Below are 12913 nucleotides of genomic sequence, written 5' to 3'. Positions count from 1 at the left end.
ATGCTCGATACGTACGGAAGTCGATACGTTCAACCGGTCATCGAACGTGGAGCGAATCGGTTGCTCAAATGGAATTTCACGCCGAACGAAGTGACCGTACTTGGAGGAATCATCGGAATCTCGACCGGAATCTTTATCTATAATGACATGCACTGGACTGCCGTCATCTTACTGTGGCTATCTGGCTTGTTTGATGTTTTAGATGGGACGATGGCTCGAAAATCGAAAACGAGTGGGTTTGGAACGGTGCTTGACCTCGTCCTGGACCGATTCGTCGAATTGTCGGTCGTGATTGCCCTTGCCCTTCGTTACCCGGAATATATGCCTATTTTTCTCATTCTGATTGCTTCATTTGTGATCGCCATGACACTGTTCCTAGCTGTCGGTGCGAGTAGTTCAAAGCGCTCAGAGAAGACGTTTTACTATCAGCCAGGAATTATCGAGCGAACAGAGTGCTTCATTTTGTTCACGTTGATGATTCTCTTCCCAAACTGGGTCGGCGGGATTGCTCTTATCTTTTTATTGCTTGAAGTCATGACGATCACACAACGATTCATTGAGGCGCGGAGGATTTTGCGATGAAACCGAAGTTGGTGTTGGCCGGACTTGGACACGGACAGCTAGAAATTCTCGATCGTATTGAGGAGATATGCAAACATTATGATGTTCGCTTCATTGGAGACTGCCAGACGATTTATACAGGTGCGTTTCCACAAGTGATTGCCGGGCTCATGGATTCAGCTACGGTCCGATCACCTCAACTAGAGCCGGTCGCAAAGCGGGTGCTCTCGATTGACCCGATTCAGCAGACGGTTCAAACAGAAAACGGAATGTTTGAATACGATCAACTCGTTTTAGCCACCGGTGCGAAAAGTCGGGGAATCGGCACGCCACTTAAACCGATGTCACAAGCTTTACTCGACCAAATCGAATCGAGTTCACAAGTGACCATCGTCGGAGGCGGGAAGGCCGGCGTAGAATTGGCGTTCACGTGTGCTCGCACAAAAGATGTGACACTGTATGCAAAAGAGATATTACCAGACGTCTCGGTCCATACTAGAAAGCACATCGAGCGATTGTTGGTCAGAACAGGGGTCATGGTCGTCAAACAGGCGTTTCATGCAGACGCATCGGAAGGGCTTTTATTGGATGCGACGGGGGTTGTTCCCGTGGAATGGTGGACTGAATCAGGGCTTGCAAAACCTGAGAGTTTTATAGAGGTAGACAAATATTTACGTCATCATCATTTTACAAATATATATGTAACAGGAGATATGGCATCCTCCTTAAATGGAGGCGTCGATGCTGTTAGGTCAGGGCGCTATGTCGGCAAACGGTTATTAGAGGAAACAAGTCGACCATTTCGGAGACGTCAATCGATGAATATCTTACTGACGACACCAGGGCGCGCCTTGCTAACATATGGAAAGTTTACATGGCATGGTCGGATTCCATATTATATGAAGCGGTGGATTGACTCGCGGTATGTTCGGCATTACAAGTAGTCGGAGGTTCACGTTATTCGCTTAAAAGATGACCAATCACGTCGTTCGATTCCGATTCAACGAGTACTTGTGGAATCTCGACCGTACGCTGTGAATCAGGGGGGAACGTGACGATCCAGGCACGTGTTCCTTCAAAACGATCATCAACTAAGTCATAACGATCATCGACTGTAATGGATTGAATCGTAGCCCGTTTCCCGTTTTCATCGGTTGGTAGCCAATTCTTATTTTGTAGATAGGTAACAGCACTTTTTATGATAGCCGTCTCGTCATCAGACAGCATGGATGGTGACGTGGATGGTTGTATGCAGCCGACCAACATCAACATGGTGAAACAGAGTGGAGTGTAGAGGCGTGTAAGCATCATGTTCATTCCCCTTTCTCATTTGGTTATTTCTTACAGTATAATTGAGGATGACAGAGGCGTGTACAAAAAAATCCTGCAGTCGATTGGGCTGCAGGATTCAGGTCATGCTTGAATCGTATCGAGGAATGAACGAATTTGCATCTCCGTCTTGGCGTTTGCCGAGTGGAGGTGTTCTTGTTTTACCCCGTCTTTATAGTATAGAAGTGAAGGGATGCCGCGAACTTCTTGTGCATCAGATAGCTCTGGGAGTTCGTCGCGGTCGACGACGTGCCAGTTAAATTGTGGATAGTCCTTGACGAGCTCATCGACATACATGTCCAGACGTTTACAGTCTGGGCACCATGATGTAGTGAAGACCACCATTCCATGATCTTTTGTGGCTTCGTCAAATTGTTGTGATGAATGAATCGGTTGCATAGACAACTCTCCTTTCTTCTATCTATTTTGTCGGGTTTTTAACGGGTCGTCAACAGATTGGCATTCTCGAAACCGTTTGAGAATGTGATACACTAATAAAAATAGCATGAGAAGGAAAAGGTGATGGATATGGCGTTACGTCACGCATTGCTCGGGTTATTGACCCATCAGTCTGCGACCGGGTACGCCTTGAACGCGACGTTCAAGGCGCAGATGATTCATTTTTGGAACGCCCATCATACACAGATTTATCGGGAACTGTTAAAGATGGAAGAAGAGGCACTCGTTTCGGCGGAACATGTCTCTCAACAAGAGTTGCCAGACAAAAAAATATACTCCATCACGGATCGAGGACGAGAAGAGTTAATCAATTGGTTACGTCAACCAACGTCGTTCCAACCGAAAATGAAGGATGAAAACCTCCTGCGTGTCAGTCTGCTTCAATTGTTGCCGGTTGAAGAAGCGGTCCGATATATCGAAGAGACAAAGGCACACCATGAGCAAGTCGCACAACAGATTCGAATGTTTCAAGAAGAACATCAATCGGACGAGGATACACTTGGCTATTTGCTGACGAGCGAGTATGCGATCCGAATGATGGAGAACTATGCCGGATGGGCGGATTGGGCGATCGAACAGATTCAAGCACGCAACGAAAAACACGTGACCTGAGCGGATCAGGTCACGTGTTTTGTGTATGGGTGAACCGGTAAACGAGCGAGTAAGCGATCAAGCACTTCATCATCGGTTTTGGTCTCAAATGCACGAATCGTTTCGTTCAATTGCTTGACTGAAGAGGCGCCTGGTAAGACGACGTCACAGAACCGTCTTGCGGCTTCGAGTGCATAGGCTTGAATCGGCGTCGGCATCATCGCCAATTCACTTGCGAGTTCCTCTTTTCGCCACGTCTCAAATCCCTTATCTCCGAGACGAGTCTCCCATTCATCCGTTAATAGGCCTTTGGCAAGAACCCCTCGACCGACGATGGGGATTGAAATGTTGAGCGTCTCTGCCCGGCGGTCGAGTAGGGAATACGGTGTCATGAGAACATCGAGGGCACCGGATTTGACCCAATGGTTGATGACGTTCGGACGAATCGACGAGAGTCCGATTTGTCGGATTAGACCATCTCGTTTTTGTTTTTGTGCCCATTCAATCGTTGCGTCGAGGTCATCCTCGAGCGTGCCGCCATGTATATAATATAAATCCAGATAATCGGTTTTCAATCGCTCGAGCGATCCGTGCAATGCTTCCTCTAAATAGGACGGATCAGGATTCCAACGCATGCCCTCCTCAGTCAATTCGTTGCCACCTTTACTCGCCAAAAATAAGTGTTGTCGCTCTTGACCCAACGTTTCCCCAATCACACGCTCGACAGCTTGTCGTTCATAGACGTCTGCCGTATCGATATGGCGAATCCCCGATTGAATGGCCGTTTCCAGGATAATCTTTGCCTCTTTCTCCCCATGTTTCAAAATCGTCATCGTTCCGAGTCCGAGTTCACTCATTTGGATTCCTCCTTGTTCGAAATGTAGGTTTGACTCATAATCAGAGTATATCGAAAAGTGAGGAGTAATCATATGGAAGAAAAAACGATTGAGCGGGAAGTCATTTATCAAGGCAAAATCTTCGATGTGGAAAAGCATGTCGTTTCCCTTCCGAACGGAAACACGTCTGTACGTGAACTCGTCTATCATAACGGAGCCGTCGCTGTACTCGTCATTGATGAATCGGACAACATCGTCATGGTGGAGCAGTACCGAAAAGCGTTTGAATCGATGTCGCTTGAGATTCCAGCCGGTAAGTTGGAAAAAGGGGAAGAGCCGATGGCGAGTGCCGAGCGCGAGCTCGAAGAGGAGACGGGCTACACGGCGGAATCGCTTGAAAAGATTTTTTCTTTCTACGGGGCACCCGGGTTCTGCAGTGAGCGGGTCGATGTATATGTCGCAAAAGGGTTATCTGCCGGTGAGATGAATTTAGACGAAGATGAATTTTTAAATGTGAAACGATACTCATTTGATGAAGCCGTCGATTTACTGGACCGAGGCATCATTACCGACGCCAAGACAATTATGGCAATCCAATGGTGGCAATTGTCTAGATTGAAATAATTCTAATCTAGGTACTTATATGATAAACTTACATAGTAATGATTTTAAATTGAAAATTGAGTAAAACTTCGGTATGCTTTGAGTAGTGAACTATGTAAAGAGGGGGCGCCTTATGGAAACGCGAATTGAACGAATTAAACAGCAATTGAGCGCCAAAGGATATAAATTAACACCACAACGTGAATCGACGGTACGTATCTTACTTGAGAATGAGAGTGACCATTTAAGTGCGGAGAACGTCTTCATGCTCGTGAAAAGCATCGCACCAGAAATTGGACTCGCAACGGTTTATCGCACATTAGAATTATTGACAGAGCTCGGCGTGGTCGATAAAGTCAACTTCGGTGACGGAGTTGCACGCTTTGACTTACGTCCAGAAGGGGCGAACCATTCGCACCACCATCTCGTCTGTGTCGAATGCGGCTCGGTCGAGGAAATCATGGAAGACTTGCTCGTCGATGTTGAGAAAAAAGTCGAGAGTAAATACGAATTTTTGATTAAAGACCATCGCTTGACGTTTCACGGTATCTGTAAAGTATGCCAAGCAAAAGGCGTCACACTCGAAGGTCATAAAGCAGTCATCAACGGTTAATGCAGAAAGGACAGACGACCCCAACAGGTCATCTGTCCTTTTTCAATGTGTGATATATCGCTCAAGAATCTTCGAGATCCCATCGTCGTTGTTTGATGTCGTGACCTCACTCGCAATGTCGATCAATGCATCGACGGCATTTCCCATGGCAATCCCAATTCCTGCGTATTCAATGATTGAACGGTCGTTATGACCATCTCCGAAAGCGATGACGTGGTCACGATCGATACACAACTCCTCGAAGACGTGACGCAGCGCCTTCGCCTTATCAATGCCGAAATCGGTGAATTCATAATACATCGCCGCTGTGAACATACTCGTGACCCGACCTGTGAAAGGGCCAGCTAATGCAGTTGCATTCTCTCGTAAGTATGAAGGCTCGCCAGCAACGAGAATCTTATGGACGGGGAAGTCGATAATCTCGATTAAGTTCGGTTCTTCTCGCAATTGGAACTGACCGCCTCTCGATTCATATTCGATGATGTTAATCAATTTTCCATTCACTTCAAGTTGTCCCTCGAAAACGTCGCGCACATACATATACGTATCATCGTTAATCATTGGGATGACCTCGTAGTGCTCTAAGTGCTTTAAGATTGAGCGAACATCCTCGATTTGCATTGCTTGTTCAAAAAGCGTGTCGCCTGTAGAAGCGTCCGTGACACATGCTCCATTAGAAGAGACAATCAACCCGCCGAACTCGTTCAATTTCAACTCTTGTGCATAGCGAATCATCCCTCGCTTTGGACGTCCTGACGCAAGCACCACTTTGACACCTTGCTCTTGCAATGCAAGTAGCGTGCGCTTCGTCTGTTCCGTGATGATTTTCTCGTCATTTAACAGCGTTCCGTCTAAATCAAGTAAAATTGCCTGGATCATGTGTGTTGTCTCCTTCTGTTTAGATTGTCAATTCGATGATGTTGCCTTCCGGATCAAGGATGACGCTTTCGTAATAACCATCACCGGTCGTCCGTGGACCGTCAACGTGTGTGTATCCATCAAGTTGAAAGCGTTCCGTCAAGGCATCTACCGCGTGTTTACTTCCGAGTGAAAAGGCGAGATGTGCATACCCGGCCGATTCTTTCGGATGTTCTTTAAGGTGAGGTCGTCTCATCAGTTCGAGTCGGCAACGTGAACCTCGAAACGTTAAAAAGTACGATTCAAACTGTTTCTTCTCGTTTTCATATTTATCATTTGACTGTGCATCAAAATAGACTTCGTAAAACCTGCGCATGTTTTCGATATCGTTTACCCAAAGGGCGACATGTTCAATTCTCATATAGAATCCTCCTCTGATGTTCGTCTAATCATTTGATTCAACCGTTCTGTATTGAAGAGCATCCCGGTCATGATCAGGATGACCACAAACGGTAAAAAACGGAGTGACGTCATAGACACGATTAATCCGAATAACGGGGGGAGAAACGTACTCCCTGAGTAGGCGAATGCCATTTGAAACCCCATCAAACGTTTCGATTGTGCCGAGCCAAACCGATTCGGCGTATCGTGAAGCATACTTGGATAAATCGGAGCCAATCCGAAGCCAATCAGCATCAAGCCGACGAGCATCGTCGCGGAGATTGGGATGAAGAAGAGGATGCTTCCGACAAGGGCGAGTATTTGTCCCATCCGGATCATCTGTTTGTTCGTGAAACGGAACGAGAGGAATCCGCTCACAAACCGTCCAATTGTGATACTACCGTAGTAGATGGACACCCATGCCGCAGCCGTCGCAATGGAAAACTGTTTCATCTGCACAAGATAACTGCTCGTCCATAACCCAATCAACGCTTCGACCCCGCAGTAAAGTAGAAATGTGGCCAATGCATAGGACACCCCGGTCGGTAGCTTGCGATCGAGTGTCGTGACGGCTGTTTCTTGAGGATGTGCAGTGGAATCCTCTTTCTGTTTCCAAAGTGGGAAAGACAACCACAATACGAGAGCTAAACTGAACTGAACGGCGGCGATAATCAAATAGCCGTCACGCCATCCATCCTCTGTTAATACACCCGCCATGACGAGTGGTCCCCCGGTCGCGCCGATTCCCCAAAAGCAGTGTAGCCAGTTCATATGATGTGCTTCGTAATGTTCGGCAACGTAATGATTCAGAGCGGCATCGACGGCACCGGCACCTAGACCGAGCGGGATGGCGAATACGAATAGCCAACCGATTGAAGGAGCAGAGTAGAATCCGAACAGACAGAGCGCTGTGAGTAATGTCGAACCGAACGTGACTTGTTTCGTGTCAAAATGTTTCAATAGTTTACCGCTCAGTAGACTCGAAAGAATCGTTCCACCAGCAATCGTCATAAAAATCCATCCGACCATCGATACGGGTGCGGAGAATTCTTGATGCATAAGTGGCCACCCGACACCGATGAGGGCATCCGGAAGACCAAGGCTGATAAATGCGAGATAGATCACGGCCAACAAAACAATCGTCATACGTCACCTCGCGGAATCGTTTCGAGCATCAATTCAATGCCGAGGCGAGCCAGTCCGGAAAAGTAATCCTCTTCCCATTCCCCAATCCGTAGACGAGGAAGGTGACGAGAGGGAAGATATCGTTCGCACGCGCGGTCGATGTGAGACAGATCGTCAGTAATGAGGTCGACGTCTGAAAAGATGAATGTGTGTGGGTTTAGTGTCGCAGCAAATGTAGCGACGAGCCGTCCTAATGCATCGATTTCTTCTTTTTTCAGAACATGTGGTCCATAAGGCTTGTTTTTTATGCGGTCAAAGAAAGTTGCATCATCATAAAGCGGAAGAAATGAAACTTCACCACTAAACCCGGATTGTCCGCGAGCGACATGTCCATCGAGCAAGATACCAGCACCTGGACCATTCTTTCCGAGGCCGAGATAGACGATGGACTGATGTGTTGTGGTCTCATCTCGTATGGAAAATCCATAGACGGCGGCATTCATATCATTTTCAATGACGACCGGAAGTCCAGTTCGTTCCATCAACCAGTTCTTCAAATCTAAATGCGCCAGTGATGGATATTCTGGGGCGAAAACAATTCGACCCGTATCGACTGCAGCGGCGACGCCGACAGAGATGGCACCGATTTTTATTGTGTGCTCATCGAATGTATCGACGAGTTTGCCTAACGTCTCTAAATGCGTGCCTGAGACTAGAGTTACACCTTCTTCAACATTCTGAGTTTGACAGTCAATCAAGCGATAGTGAATCTCGCTCGCTTCGATATATAGGGTCAGGCAACATCGGAATGTTGGATTGTATTTATAACTTTTTGCGGGTCTTCCTCCTTTTGGGGCAAGTTGACCGTGTTCGATGACTTCACCGTGTTCAATCATGTCATCAATCATCTTCTTAACGGTAGGGAATGAAACGTGTGTGGCCTTACTCAACTCGGAAATTGTCGAAACATTGTGTAGGGCAATTTGCTTTCGGATGTCGACTAGTAATTCGTGTTGCAGATCTTTCATCACGATTCAACTCCTATCAACTTTTTAAAATATTTTAATAAGTTATTTGTAGTATAACGTTTCTCATTTGAAGATGCCAGAAAAATAAGAATTCTGAGATGTATTTTTATCACGTAAACGTTCACAAAAAAGTGAATAAAAAATGAGGTCAGACATCTTCACAACAGTTTACATAAGTGATATGCTGTAAGCGTATTCAGGTGAAACAAGGAAGGAGGAGGGTATGATGCGTTCGCATATCGAGTCATTTCTTCAATACATGACAGTTGAAAAGCGGATGTCCGCGAATACGAGACAGGCGTATGCGAGCGATTTGACGCAGTACGCATCGACCTTGACCCAACTTGGGGTAGAAGAGTGGAATGAAGTGACACGTTCGCATATCGTCAAACATATCGAAGAACTGTCACAGGCGGGGCGAGCTTCGTCCTCATTAAGACGAGCTGTCAGTTCGATTCGGATGTTTCATCATCATCTCAAAATGACCGGAGTCACGACGACCGATCCGTCTCTTTACCTAGAATCTCCAAAAGCAGAAAAGCAACTTCCGGATACATGGTCACAAGCGGAAGTTGAACGTCTGTTGGACAGCGTCCCGACGTCGGACCCGCTCTCGTTACGAGACCGAGCCATGCTTGAATTGCTTTACGGGACAGGGATGCGGGTCAGTGAACTTTTAGGTTTGGATTTGGATGATTTGCAGTTCGAATTGGGGTATCTACAATGTGAAGGGAAAGGCGAGCGCGCACGAATCATTCCGGTATCCTCGGTTGCCCAAAGTTTTGTCGAGCGTTACATCCAACAAGCTCGTAACGGACTTGGCGGCAGAGAGACCGAAGCGCTCTTTTTAAACGGCAGAGGAGGACGGCTCAGTCGCCAAGGATTTTGGAAGATGATCAAACGACGAGCCAAACTTGCTGGAATTGACAAAGAAATCACACCGCACGTACTCCGTCATTCTTTTGCGACACACCTTCTCGAGAACGGTGCGGATTTACGCGCCATTCAACAGATGCTCGGTCATGCGGATTTAGCGACGACGCAAGTGTATACACACGTCAACAAATCACGATTGCATGATGTGTATCGTAAGCATCACCCTCGTGCCTAGACACCGAAAAGGAGGAATTTTTTGTGAAGAAGTTTAAACGTATTTTCTTAGTCGTCATGGACTCGGTCGGTATCGGTGAAGCACCAGATGCTGAACAGTTCGGTGACAAAGGGGCCGACACGCTCGGGCATATCGCGCGTGAACATAACGGATTGAACATGCCGAACATGGGTAAACTTGGACTTTCGAACATCAAGCCGATTCAAGGCATCGATGCATCGGATGCACCGAGTGCGTATGGTCGCATGGAAGAAATCTCAGCTGGTAAGGATACGATGACAGGACATTGGGAAATCATGGGTCTTCATATCGATACACCATTCCGTGTATTCGAGGAGTTCCCTGATGACTTGATTCACCGCCTCGAAGAGTTCAGCGGACGTAAAATCATCGGAAACAAACCGGCGTCAGGAACAGAAATTTTGGACGAACTCGGTGAAGAGCATGTCGAGACTGGCGCTCTGATTGTCTATACATCAGCCGACTCAGTCCTTCAAATCGCAGCACACGAGGACATCGTGCCGGTTGATGAGTTGTACCGAATCTGCGAATACGCTCGTGAAATCACACGCGAAGATCCATACATGCTCGGACGAATCATCGCTCGTCCGTTCATCGGGACACCAGGAGCATGGGTCCGTACGGCAAACCGTCACGATTACGCCTTGAAACCATTCGGCAAGACCGTCATGAACACGCTCGAGGAAGCTGGGAAAGACGTCATCGCATTAGGGAAAATCAGCGATATTTACGATGGTGAAGGTGTGACAAAAGCGGTCCGCACGAAATCGAACATGGATGGCATGGACAAATTGGTCGAGTCGCTCGAGGAAGACTTCGAAGGGCTCTGCTTCTTGAATTTAGTTGACTTCGACGCATTATTCGGTCATCGTCGTGACCCGGAAGGCTATGCGGTCGCGCTTGAAGAGTATGACGCTCGCTTACCGGAAGTGATGGAGCGCCTTCGTGAAGATGACTTGCTCATCATCACGGCTGACCACGGAAATGACCCTGTTCATGCCGGTACAGATCACACGCGTGAATACGTTCCGCTCATCGTTCATCACAACGGAGCGAAGGCGGTTGATTTAGGCATTCGTGGTACGTTCGCAGATATCGGTGCGACCGTCGCTGACAACTTTGACGTTGCGGCACCATCAAACGGAAAGAGTTTCTTAAACGAAATTTGAGGAGGCAATATTCATGGTAAATTGGAACGAAACAAAAGCGTTTTTGCAGGAGCGTATGGGCAGTACACCAGAAATCGGACTCATTCTAGGCTCGGGACTTGGAGTCCTCGCGGACGAGATTGAGAACCCGGTAGCGATTCCTTATGAGGAGATTCCACACTTCCCGGTATCGACTGTCGAAGGACATGCGGGTCAACTCGTGTTCGGTGAACTTGAAGGAAAACGAGTCGTCGCCATGCAAGGACGGTTCCACTTCTATGAAGGATACTCGATGGAACAAGTGACGTTCCCGGTTCGTGTCCTCAAATTGATCGGTGTCGAGACTCTCATCGTCACAAACGCGGCAGGAGCATGTAACGAGTCATTCAACCCAGGCGACTTGATGATCATCACAGATCATATCAACTTCTTTGGTACGAGCCCGCTCATCGGGAAGAATGCGAGTGAATTCGGGACACGTTTCCCTGACATGTCAGAAGCGTACGATAAAGAGCTCGTGAAATTGACAGAACGTGTCGCTTCAGACCTTGGACTTTCTGTACAAAAAGGGGTTTACTTCGGTAACACAGGTCCTACGTACGAAACACCAGCTGAAGTCAAAATGGCCCGTCTTCTCGGTGGCGACGTCGTCGGTATGTCGACCGTTCCAGAAGTCATTGTCGCGCGTCATTCGGATATGCGTGTCCTCGGGATCTCGTGTGTCTCGAACATGGCAGCAGGCATCTTAGATCAACCACTCAACCATGAAGAAGTCATCGAAACGACAGAGCGCGTTCGTCAAGACTTCCTCTCTCTCGTACGTGGCACGATTAAAAGCATGTAAGTAACTTAATTTTAGGAGGACGACAGTTATGCGTATGGTCGATTTGATTTTAAAGAAACGTAACGGTGGAGAATTGAACGAAGAGGAGATTCGCTTCGTTGTCGAAGGTTTCACGAACGAATCAATCCCTGACTATCAGATGTCAGCCTTATCGATGGCCATCTACTTCAATGGGATGACTGAAAACGAGACGGCTGCATTGACGATGGAAATGGTGAAGTCTGGTGATACGATTGACCTTTCCAACATCGAAGGGAAAAAAGTTGACAAGCACTCGACGGGCGGCGTCGGGGACAAAATCAGCTTGATCGTGGCACCACTCGTTGCTTCAATCGGCATCCCCGTTGCGAAGATGAGCGGTCGTGGTCTCGGTCACACGGGTGGTACGATTGATAAGCTCGAATCATTCCCGGGGTTCAACGTTGAATTGACGGAAGAACAATTCACGAAACAAGTGAATGATATCAAAATGTCGATCATCGGTCAGACAGGGAACTTGACGCCTGCTGATAAGCGCTTGTATGCGCTCCGCGACGTTACGGCTACGGTCGAATCGATCCCGCTTATCGCAAGTTCAATCATGTCGAAGAAGATTGCAGCAGGCGCGGACAGTATCGTTCTTGACGTCAAGACAGGTTCTGGTGCGTTCATGAAATCGTTTGATGATGCGAAAGCCCTCGCGGAAGAAATGGTCGCAATCGGGAAAAACGTCGGACGTAAGACGGTCGCGGTCATCACAGACATGGACCAACCGCTCGGCTTTGAAATCGGGAACGCGAACGAAGTGAAAGAAGCGATTGAAGTCCTCTCAGGTAAAGAAGTCGAAGATTTGAAAACAATCGCGCTCACGATCGCTGGACATATGGCTGTCCTCGGTGAATTCTATCCGACGTTTGAAGAAGCATATGCCGACCTTGAGAAGCGCATTGCAGATGGACACGCCCTCGAGGTGTTCCGCAAGTTCGTCGAAGCACAAGGTGGCGACGCATCACTCGTCGATGATGTGACGAAATTACCACAAGCTTCATATGAGACGACATTCGTCGCAAAAGAAGCAGGTTATGTCGAGTCGATCATCGCAGACGAAGTGGGTGTTGCGGCGATGCTTCTCGGTGCAGGACGCGCGACAAAAGAAGACAAAATCGATTTTGCGGCAGGCATCACGCTTGAGAAGAAAGTCGGCGACCGTGTCGAGGCAGGCGATGTGATCGCGGTACTCCGTTCGAACATCGAAGACATGTCTTCAGCCATCGAGCGTTTAGACCATGCGTATACGATCGGTGCAACGAAACCAGAGGCACGTCCACTCGTTCACGCGGTGATTCAATAAGGCAGAACGTCTGTT

At 47.7% G+C, this 12913-nt stretch carries 16 protein-coding genes; 9 read left to right on the top strand and 7 right to left on the bottom strand.

Annotation, left to right across the window (positions count from 1 at the left end; translation table 11 throughout):
* Positions 1–582 (top strand): CDP-alcohol phosphatidyltransferase family protein, encoded by a 582-nt coding sequence (locus tag GVY43_RS04750; protein WP_012726514.1) that lies wholly within the window; start codon positions 1–3, stop codon positions 580–582.
* The gene (locus tag GVY43_RS04745) at positions 579–1505 is read left to right on the top strand and encodes an NAD(P)/FAD-dependent oxidoreductase (protein WP_159562425.1); all 927 of its coding nucleotides are present in this window, start codon (positions 579–581) and stop codon (positions 1503–1505) included. The genes GVY43_RS04750 and GVY43_RS04745 overlap by 4 nt, the downstream gene beginning before the upstream one ends.
* Before the next feature lie 13 nt (positions 1506–1518).
* Here the strand turns inward: GVY43_RS04745 and GVY43_RS04740 are convergent, their stop codons facing one another.
* Both GVY43_RS04740 and GVY43_RS04735 read right to left on the bottom strand, forming a co-directional pair.
* Positions 1519–1872, bottom strand: coding sequence for a hypothetical protein (locus tag GVY43_RS04740; RefSeq protein ID WP_159562424.1), 354 nt, complete (start codon positions 1870–1872; stop codon positions 1519–1521).
* A gap of 102 nt (positions 1873–1974) precedes the next feature.
* Positions 1975–2289, bottom strand: coding sequence for a thioredoxin family protein (locus GVY43_RS04735; RefSeq protein WP_012726511.1), 315 nt, complete (start codon positions 2287–2289; stop codon positions 1975–1977).
* A 123-nt stretch (positions 2290–2412) separates the two neighbouring features.
* Between GVY43_RS04735 and GVY43_RS04730 the strand changes: the two genes are divergently transcribed.
* Positions 2413–2961 (top strand): PadR family transcriptional regulator, encoded by a 549-nt coding sequence (locus GVY43_RS04730; RefSeq protein WP_159562423.1) that lies wholly within the window; start codon positions 2413–2415, stop codon positions 2959–2961.
* Positions 2962–2966: 5 nt separating this feature from the next.
* Here the strand turns inward: GVY43_RS04730 and GVY43_RS04725 are convergent, their stop codons facing one another.
* A complete protein-coding gene (locus GVY43_RS04725; RefSeq protein WP_159562422.1) occupies positions 2967–3797 on the bottom strand; it encodes an aldo/keto reductase in 831 nt (276 codons plus the stop codon).
* Positions 3798–3869: 72 nt separating this feature from the next.
* Between GVY43_RS04725 and GVY43_RS04720 the strand changes: the two genes are divergently transcribed.
* Both GVY43_RS04720 and GVY43_RS04715 read left to right on the top strand, forming a co-directional pair.
* On the top strand, positions 3870–4400 hold the full coding sequence (locus GVY43_RS04720) for an NUDIX domain-containing protein (protein WP_159562421.1): 531 nt from the start codon (positions 3870–3872) through the stop codon (positions 4398–4400).
* 112 nt (positions 4401–4512) lie between these two features.
* Positions 4513–4992 carry a Fur family transcriptional regulator gene (locus GVY43_RS04715; RefSeq protein ID WP_012726507.1) on the top strand — a complete coding sequence of 160 codons (480 nt, stop codon included), beginning with the start codon at positions 4513–4515 and terminating at the stop codon, positions 4990–4992.
* Between the two features lie 42 nt (positions 4993–5034).
* On the opposite strand, the gene GVY43_RS04710 is transcribed toward GVY43_RS04715, so the two are convergent.
* The 4 genes from GVY43_RS04710 to GVY43_RS04695 are packed head-to-tail and all read right to left on the bottom strand — an operon-like array spanning position 5035 to position 8444.
* Positions 5035–5871: a Cof-type HAD-IIB family hydrolase gene (locus tag GVY43_RS04710; protein WP_159562420.1), complete on the bottom strand. Its 837-nt coding sequence runs from the start codon at positions 5869–5871 to the stop codon at positions 5035–5037.
* 19 nt (positions 5872–5890) lie between these two features.
* On the bottom strand, positions 5891–6271 hold the full coding sequence (locus tag GVY43_RS04705; protein ID WP_074036798.1) for a VOC family protein: 381 nt from the start codon (positions 6269–6271) through the stop codon (positions 5891–5893).
* Entirely contained in the window at positions 6268–7437 is a 1170-nt protein-coding gene (locus GVY43_RS04700) for a sugar MFS transporter (RefSeq protein WP_159562419.1), read from the bottom strand. The genes GVY43_RS04705 and GVY43_RS04700 overlap by 4 nt, the downstream gene beginning before the upstream one ends.
* Positions 7434–8444 carry an ROK family protein gene (locus GVY43_RS04695; protein WP_159562418.1) on the bottom strand — a complete coding sequence of 337 codons (1011 nt, stop codon included), beginning with the start codon at positions 8442–8444 and terminating at the stop codon, positions 7434–7436. Before GVY43_RS04695 ends, GVY43_RS04700 begins: the two co-directional genes overlap by 4 nt.
* A 226-nt stretch (positions 8445–8670) precedes the next feature.
* Between GVY43_RS04695 and xerD the strand changes: the two genes are divergently transcribed.
* The 4 genes from xerD to GVY43_RS04675 are packed head-to-tail and all read left to right on the top strand — an operon-like array spanning position 8671 to position 12898.
* Positions 8671–9555, top strand: coding sequence for a site-specific tyrosine recombinase XerD (gene xerD, locus GVY43_RS04690; RefSeq protein WP_167365518.1), 885 nt, complete (start codon positions 8671–8673; stop codon positions 9553–9555).
* Positions 9556–9578: 23 nt separating this feature from the next.
* Positions 9579–10745: a phosphopentomutase gene (gene deoB, locus GVY43_RS04685; RefSeq protein WP_159562417.1), complete on the top strand. Its 1167-nt coding sequence runs from the start codon at positions 9579–9581 to the stop codon at positions 10743–10745.
* A 13-nt stretch (positions 10746–10758) separates the two neighbouring features.
* Positions 10759–11568, top strand: coding sequence for a purine-nucleoside phosphorylase (locus GVY43_RS04680; RefSeq protein ID WP_012726501.1), 810 nt, complete (start codon positions 10759–10761; stop codon positions 11566–11568).
* Positions 11569–11596: 28 nt separating this feature from the next.
* A complete protein-coding gene (locus GVY43_RS04675) occupies positions 11597–12898 on the top strand; it encodes a pyrimidine-nucleoside phosphorylase (RefSeq protein ID WP_012726500.1) in 1302 nt (433 codons plus the stop codon).
* The last annotated feature ends 15 nt before the right edge of the window (positions 12899–12913 follow it).

The sequence above is a fragment of the Exiguobacterium sp. 8H genome (genome assembly GCF_902506255.1).
Classification (GTDB): Bacteria; Bacillota; Bacilli; order Exiguobacteriales; family Exiguobacteriaceae; genus Exiguobacterium; species Exiguobacterium profundum.
The sequence above is the reverse complement of the archived record's forward strand: the minus strand, read 5'-3'. Positions and strand labels throughout refer to the sequence as shown.

Excerpts from the sequence above, each read along its gene's own strand:
- GVY43_RS04750 (WP_012726514.1), top strand. The coding sequence starts at position 1 with ATGCTCGATACGTACGGAAGTCGATACGTTCAACCGGTCATCGAACGT.
- GVY43_RS04745 (WP_159562425.1), top strand. The coding sequence starts at position 579 with ATGAAACCGAAGTTGGTGTTGGCCGGACTTGGACACGGACAGCTAGAA.
- GVY43_RS04740 (WP_159562424.1), bottom strand. The coding sequence starts at position 1,872 with ATGATGCTTACACGCCTCTACACTCCACTCTGTTTCACCATGTTGATG.
- GVY43_RS04735 (WP_012726511.1), bottom strand. The coding sequence starts at position 2,289 with ATGCAACCGATTCATTCATCACAACAATTTGACGAAGCCACAAAAGAT.
- GVY43_RS04730 (WP_159562423.1), top strand. The coding sequence starts at position 2,413 with ATGGATATGGCGTTACGTCACGCATTGCTCGGGTTATTGACCCATCAG.
- GVY43_RS04725 (WP_159562422.1), bottom strand. The coding sequence starts at position 3,797 with ATGAGTGAACTCGGACTCGGAACGATGACGATTTTGAAACATGGGGAG.
- GVY43_RS04720 (WP_159562421.1), top strand. The coding sequence starts at position 3,870 with ATGGAAGAAAAAACGATTGAGCGGGAAGTCATTTATCAAGGCAAAATC.
- GVY43_RS04715 (WP_012726507.1), top strand. The coding sequence starts at position 4,513 with ATGGAAACGCGAATTGAACGAATTAAACAGCAATTGAGCGCCAAAGGA.
- GVY43_RS04710 (WP_159562420.1), bottom strand. The coding sequence starts at position 5,871 with ATGATCCAGGCAATTTTACTTGATTTAGACGGAACGCTGTTAAATGAC.
- GVY43_RS04705 (WP_074036798.1), bottom strand. The coding sequence starts at position 6,271 with ATGAGAATTGAACATGTCGCCCTTTGGGTAAACGATATCGAAAACATG.
- GVY43_RS04700 (WP_159562419.1), bottom strand. The coding sequence starts at position 7,437 with ATGACGATTGTTTTGTTGGCCGTGATCTATCTCGCATTTATCAGCCTT.
- GVY43_RS04695 (WP_159562418.1), bottom strand. The coding sequence starts at position 8,444 with ATGAAAGATCTGCAACACGAATTACTAGTCGACATCCGAAAGCAAATT.
- xerD (WP_167365518.1), top strand. The coding sequence starts at position 8,671 with ATGCGTTCGCATATCGAGTCATTTCTTCAATACATGACAGTTGAAAAG.
- GVY43_RS04680 (WP_012726501.1), top strand. The coding sequence starts at position 10,759 with ATGGTAAATTGGAACGAAACAAAAGCGTTTTTGCAGGAGCGTATGGGC.
- GVY43_RS04675 (WP_012726500.1), top strand. The coding sequence starts at position 11,597 with ATGCGTATGGTCGATTTGATTTTAAAGAAACGTAACGGTGGAGAATTG.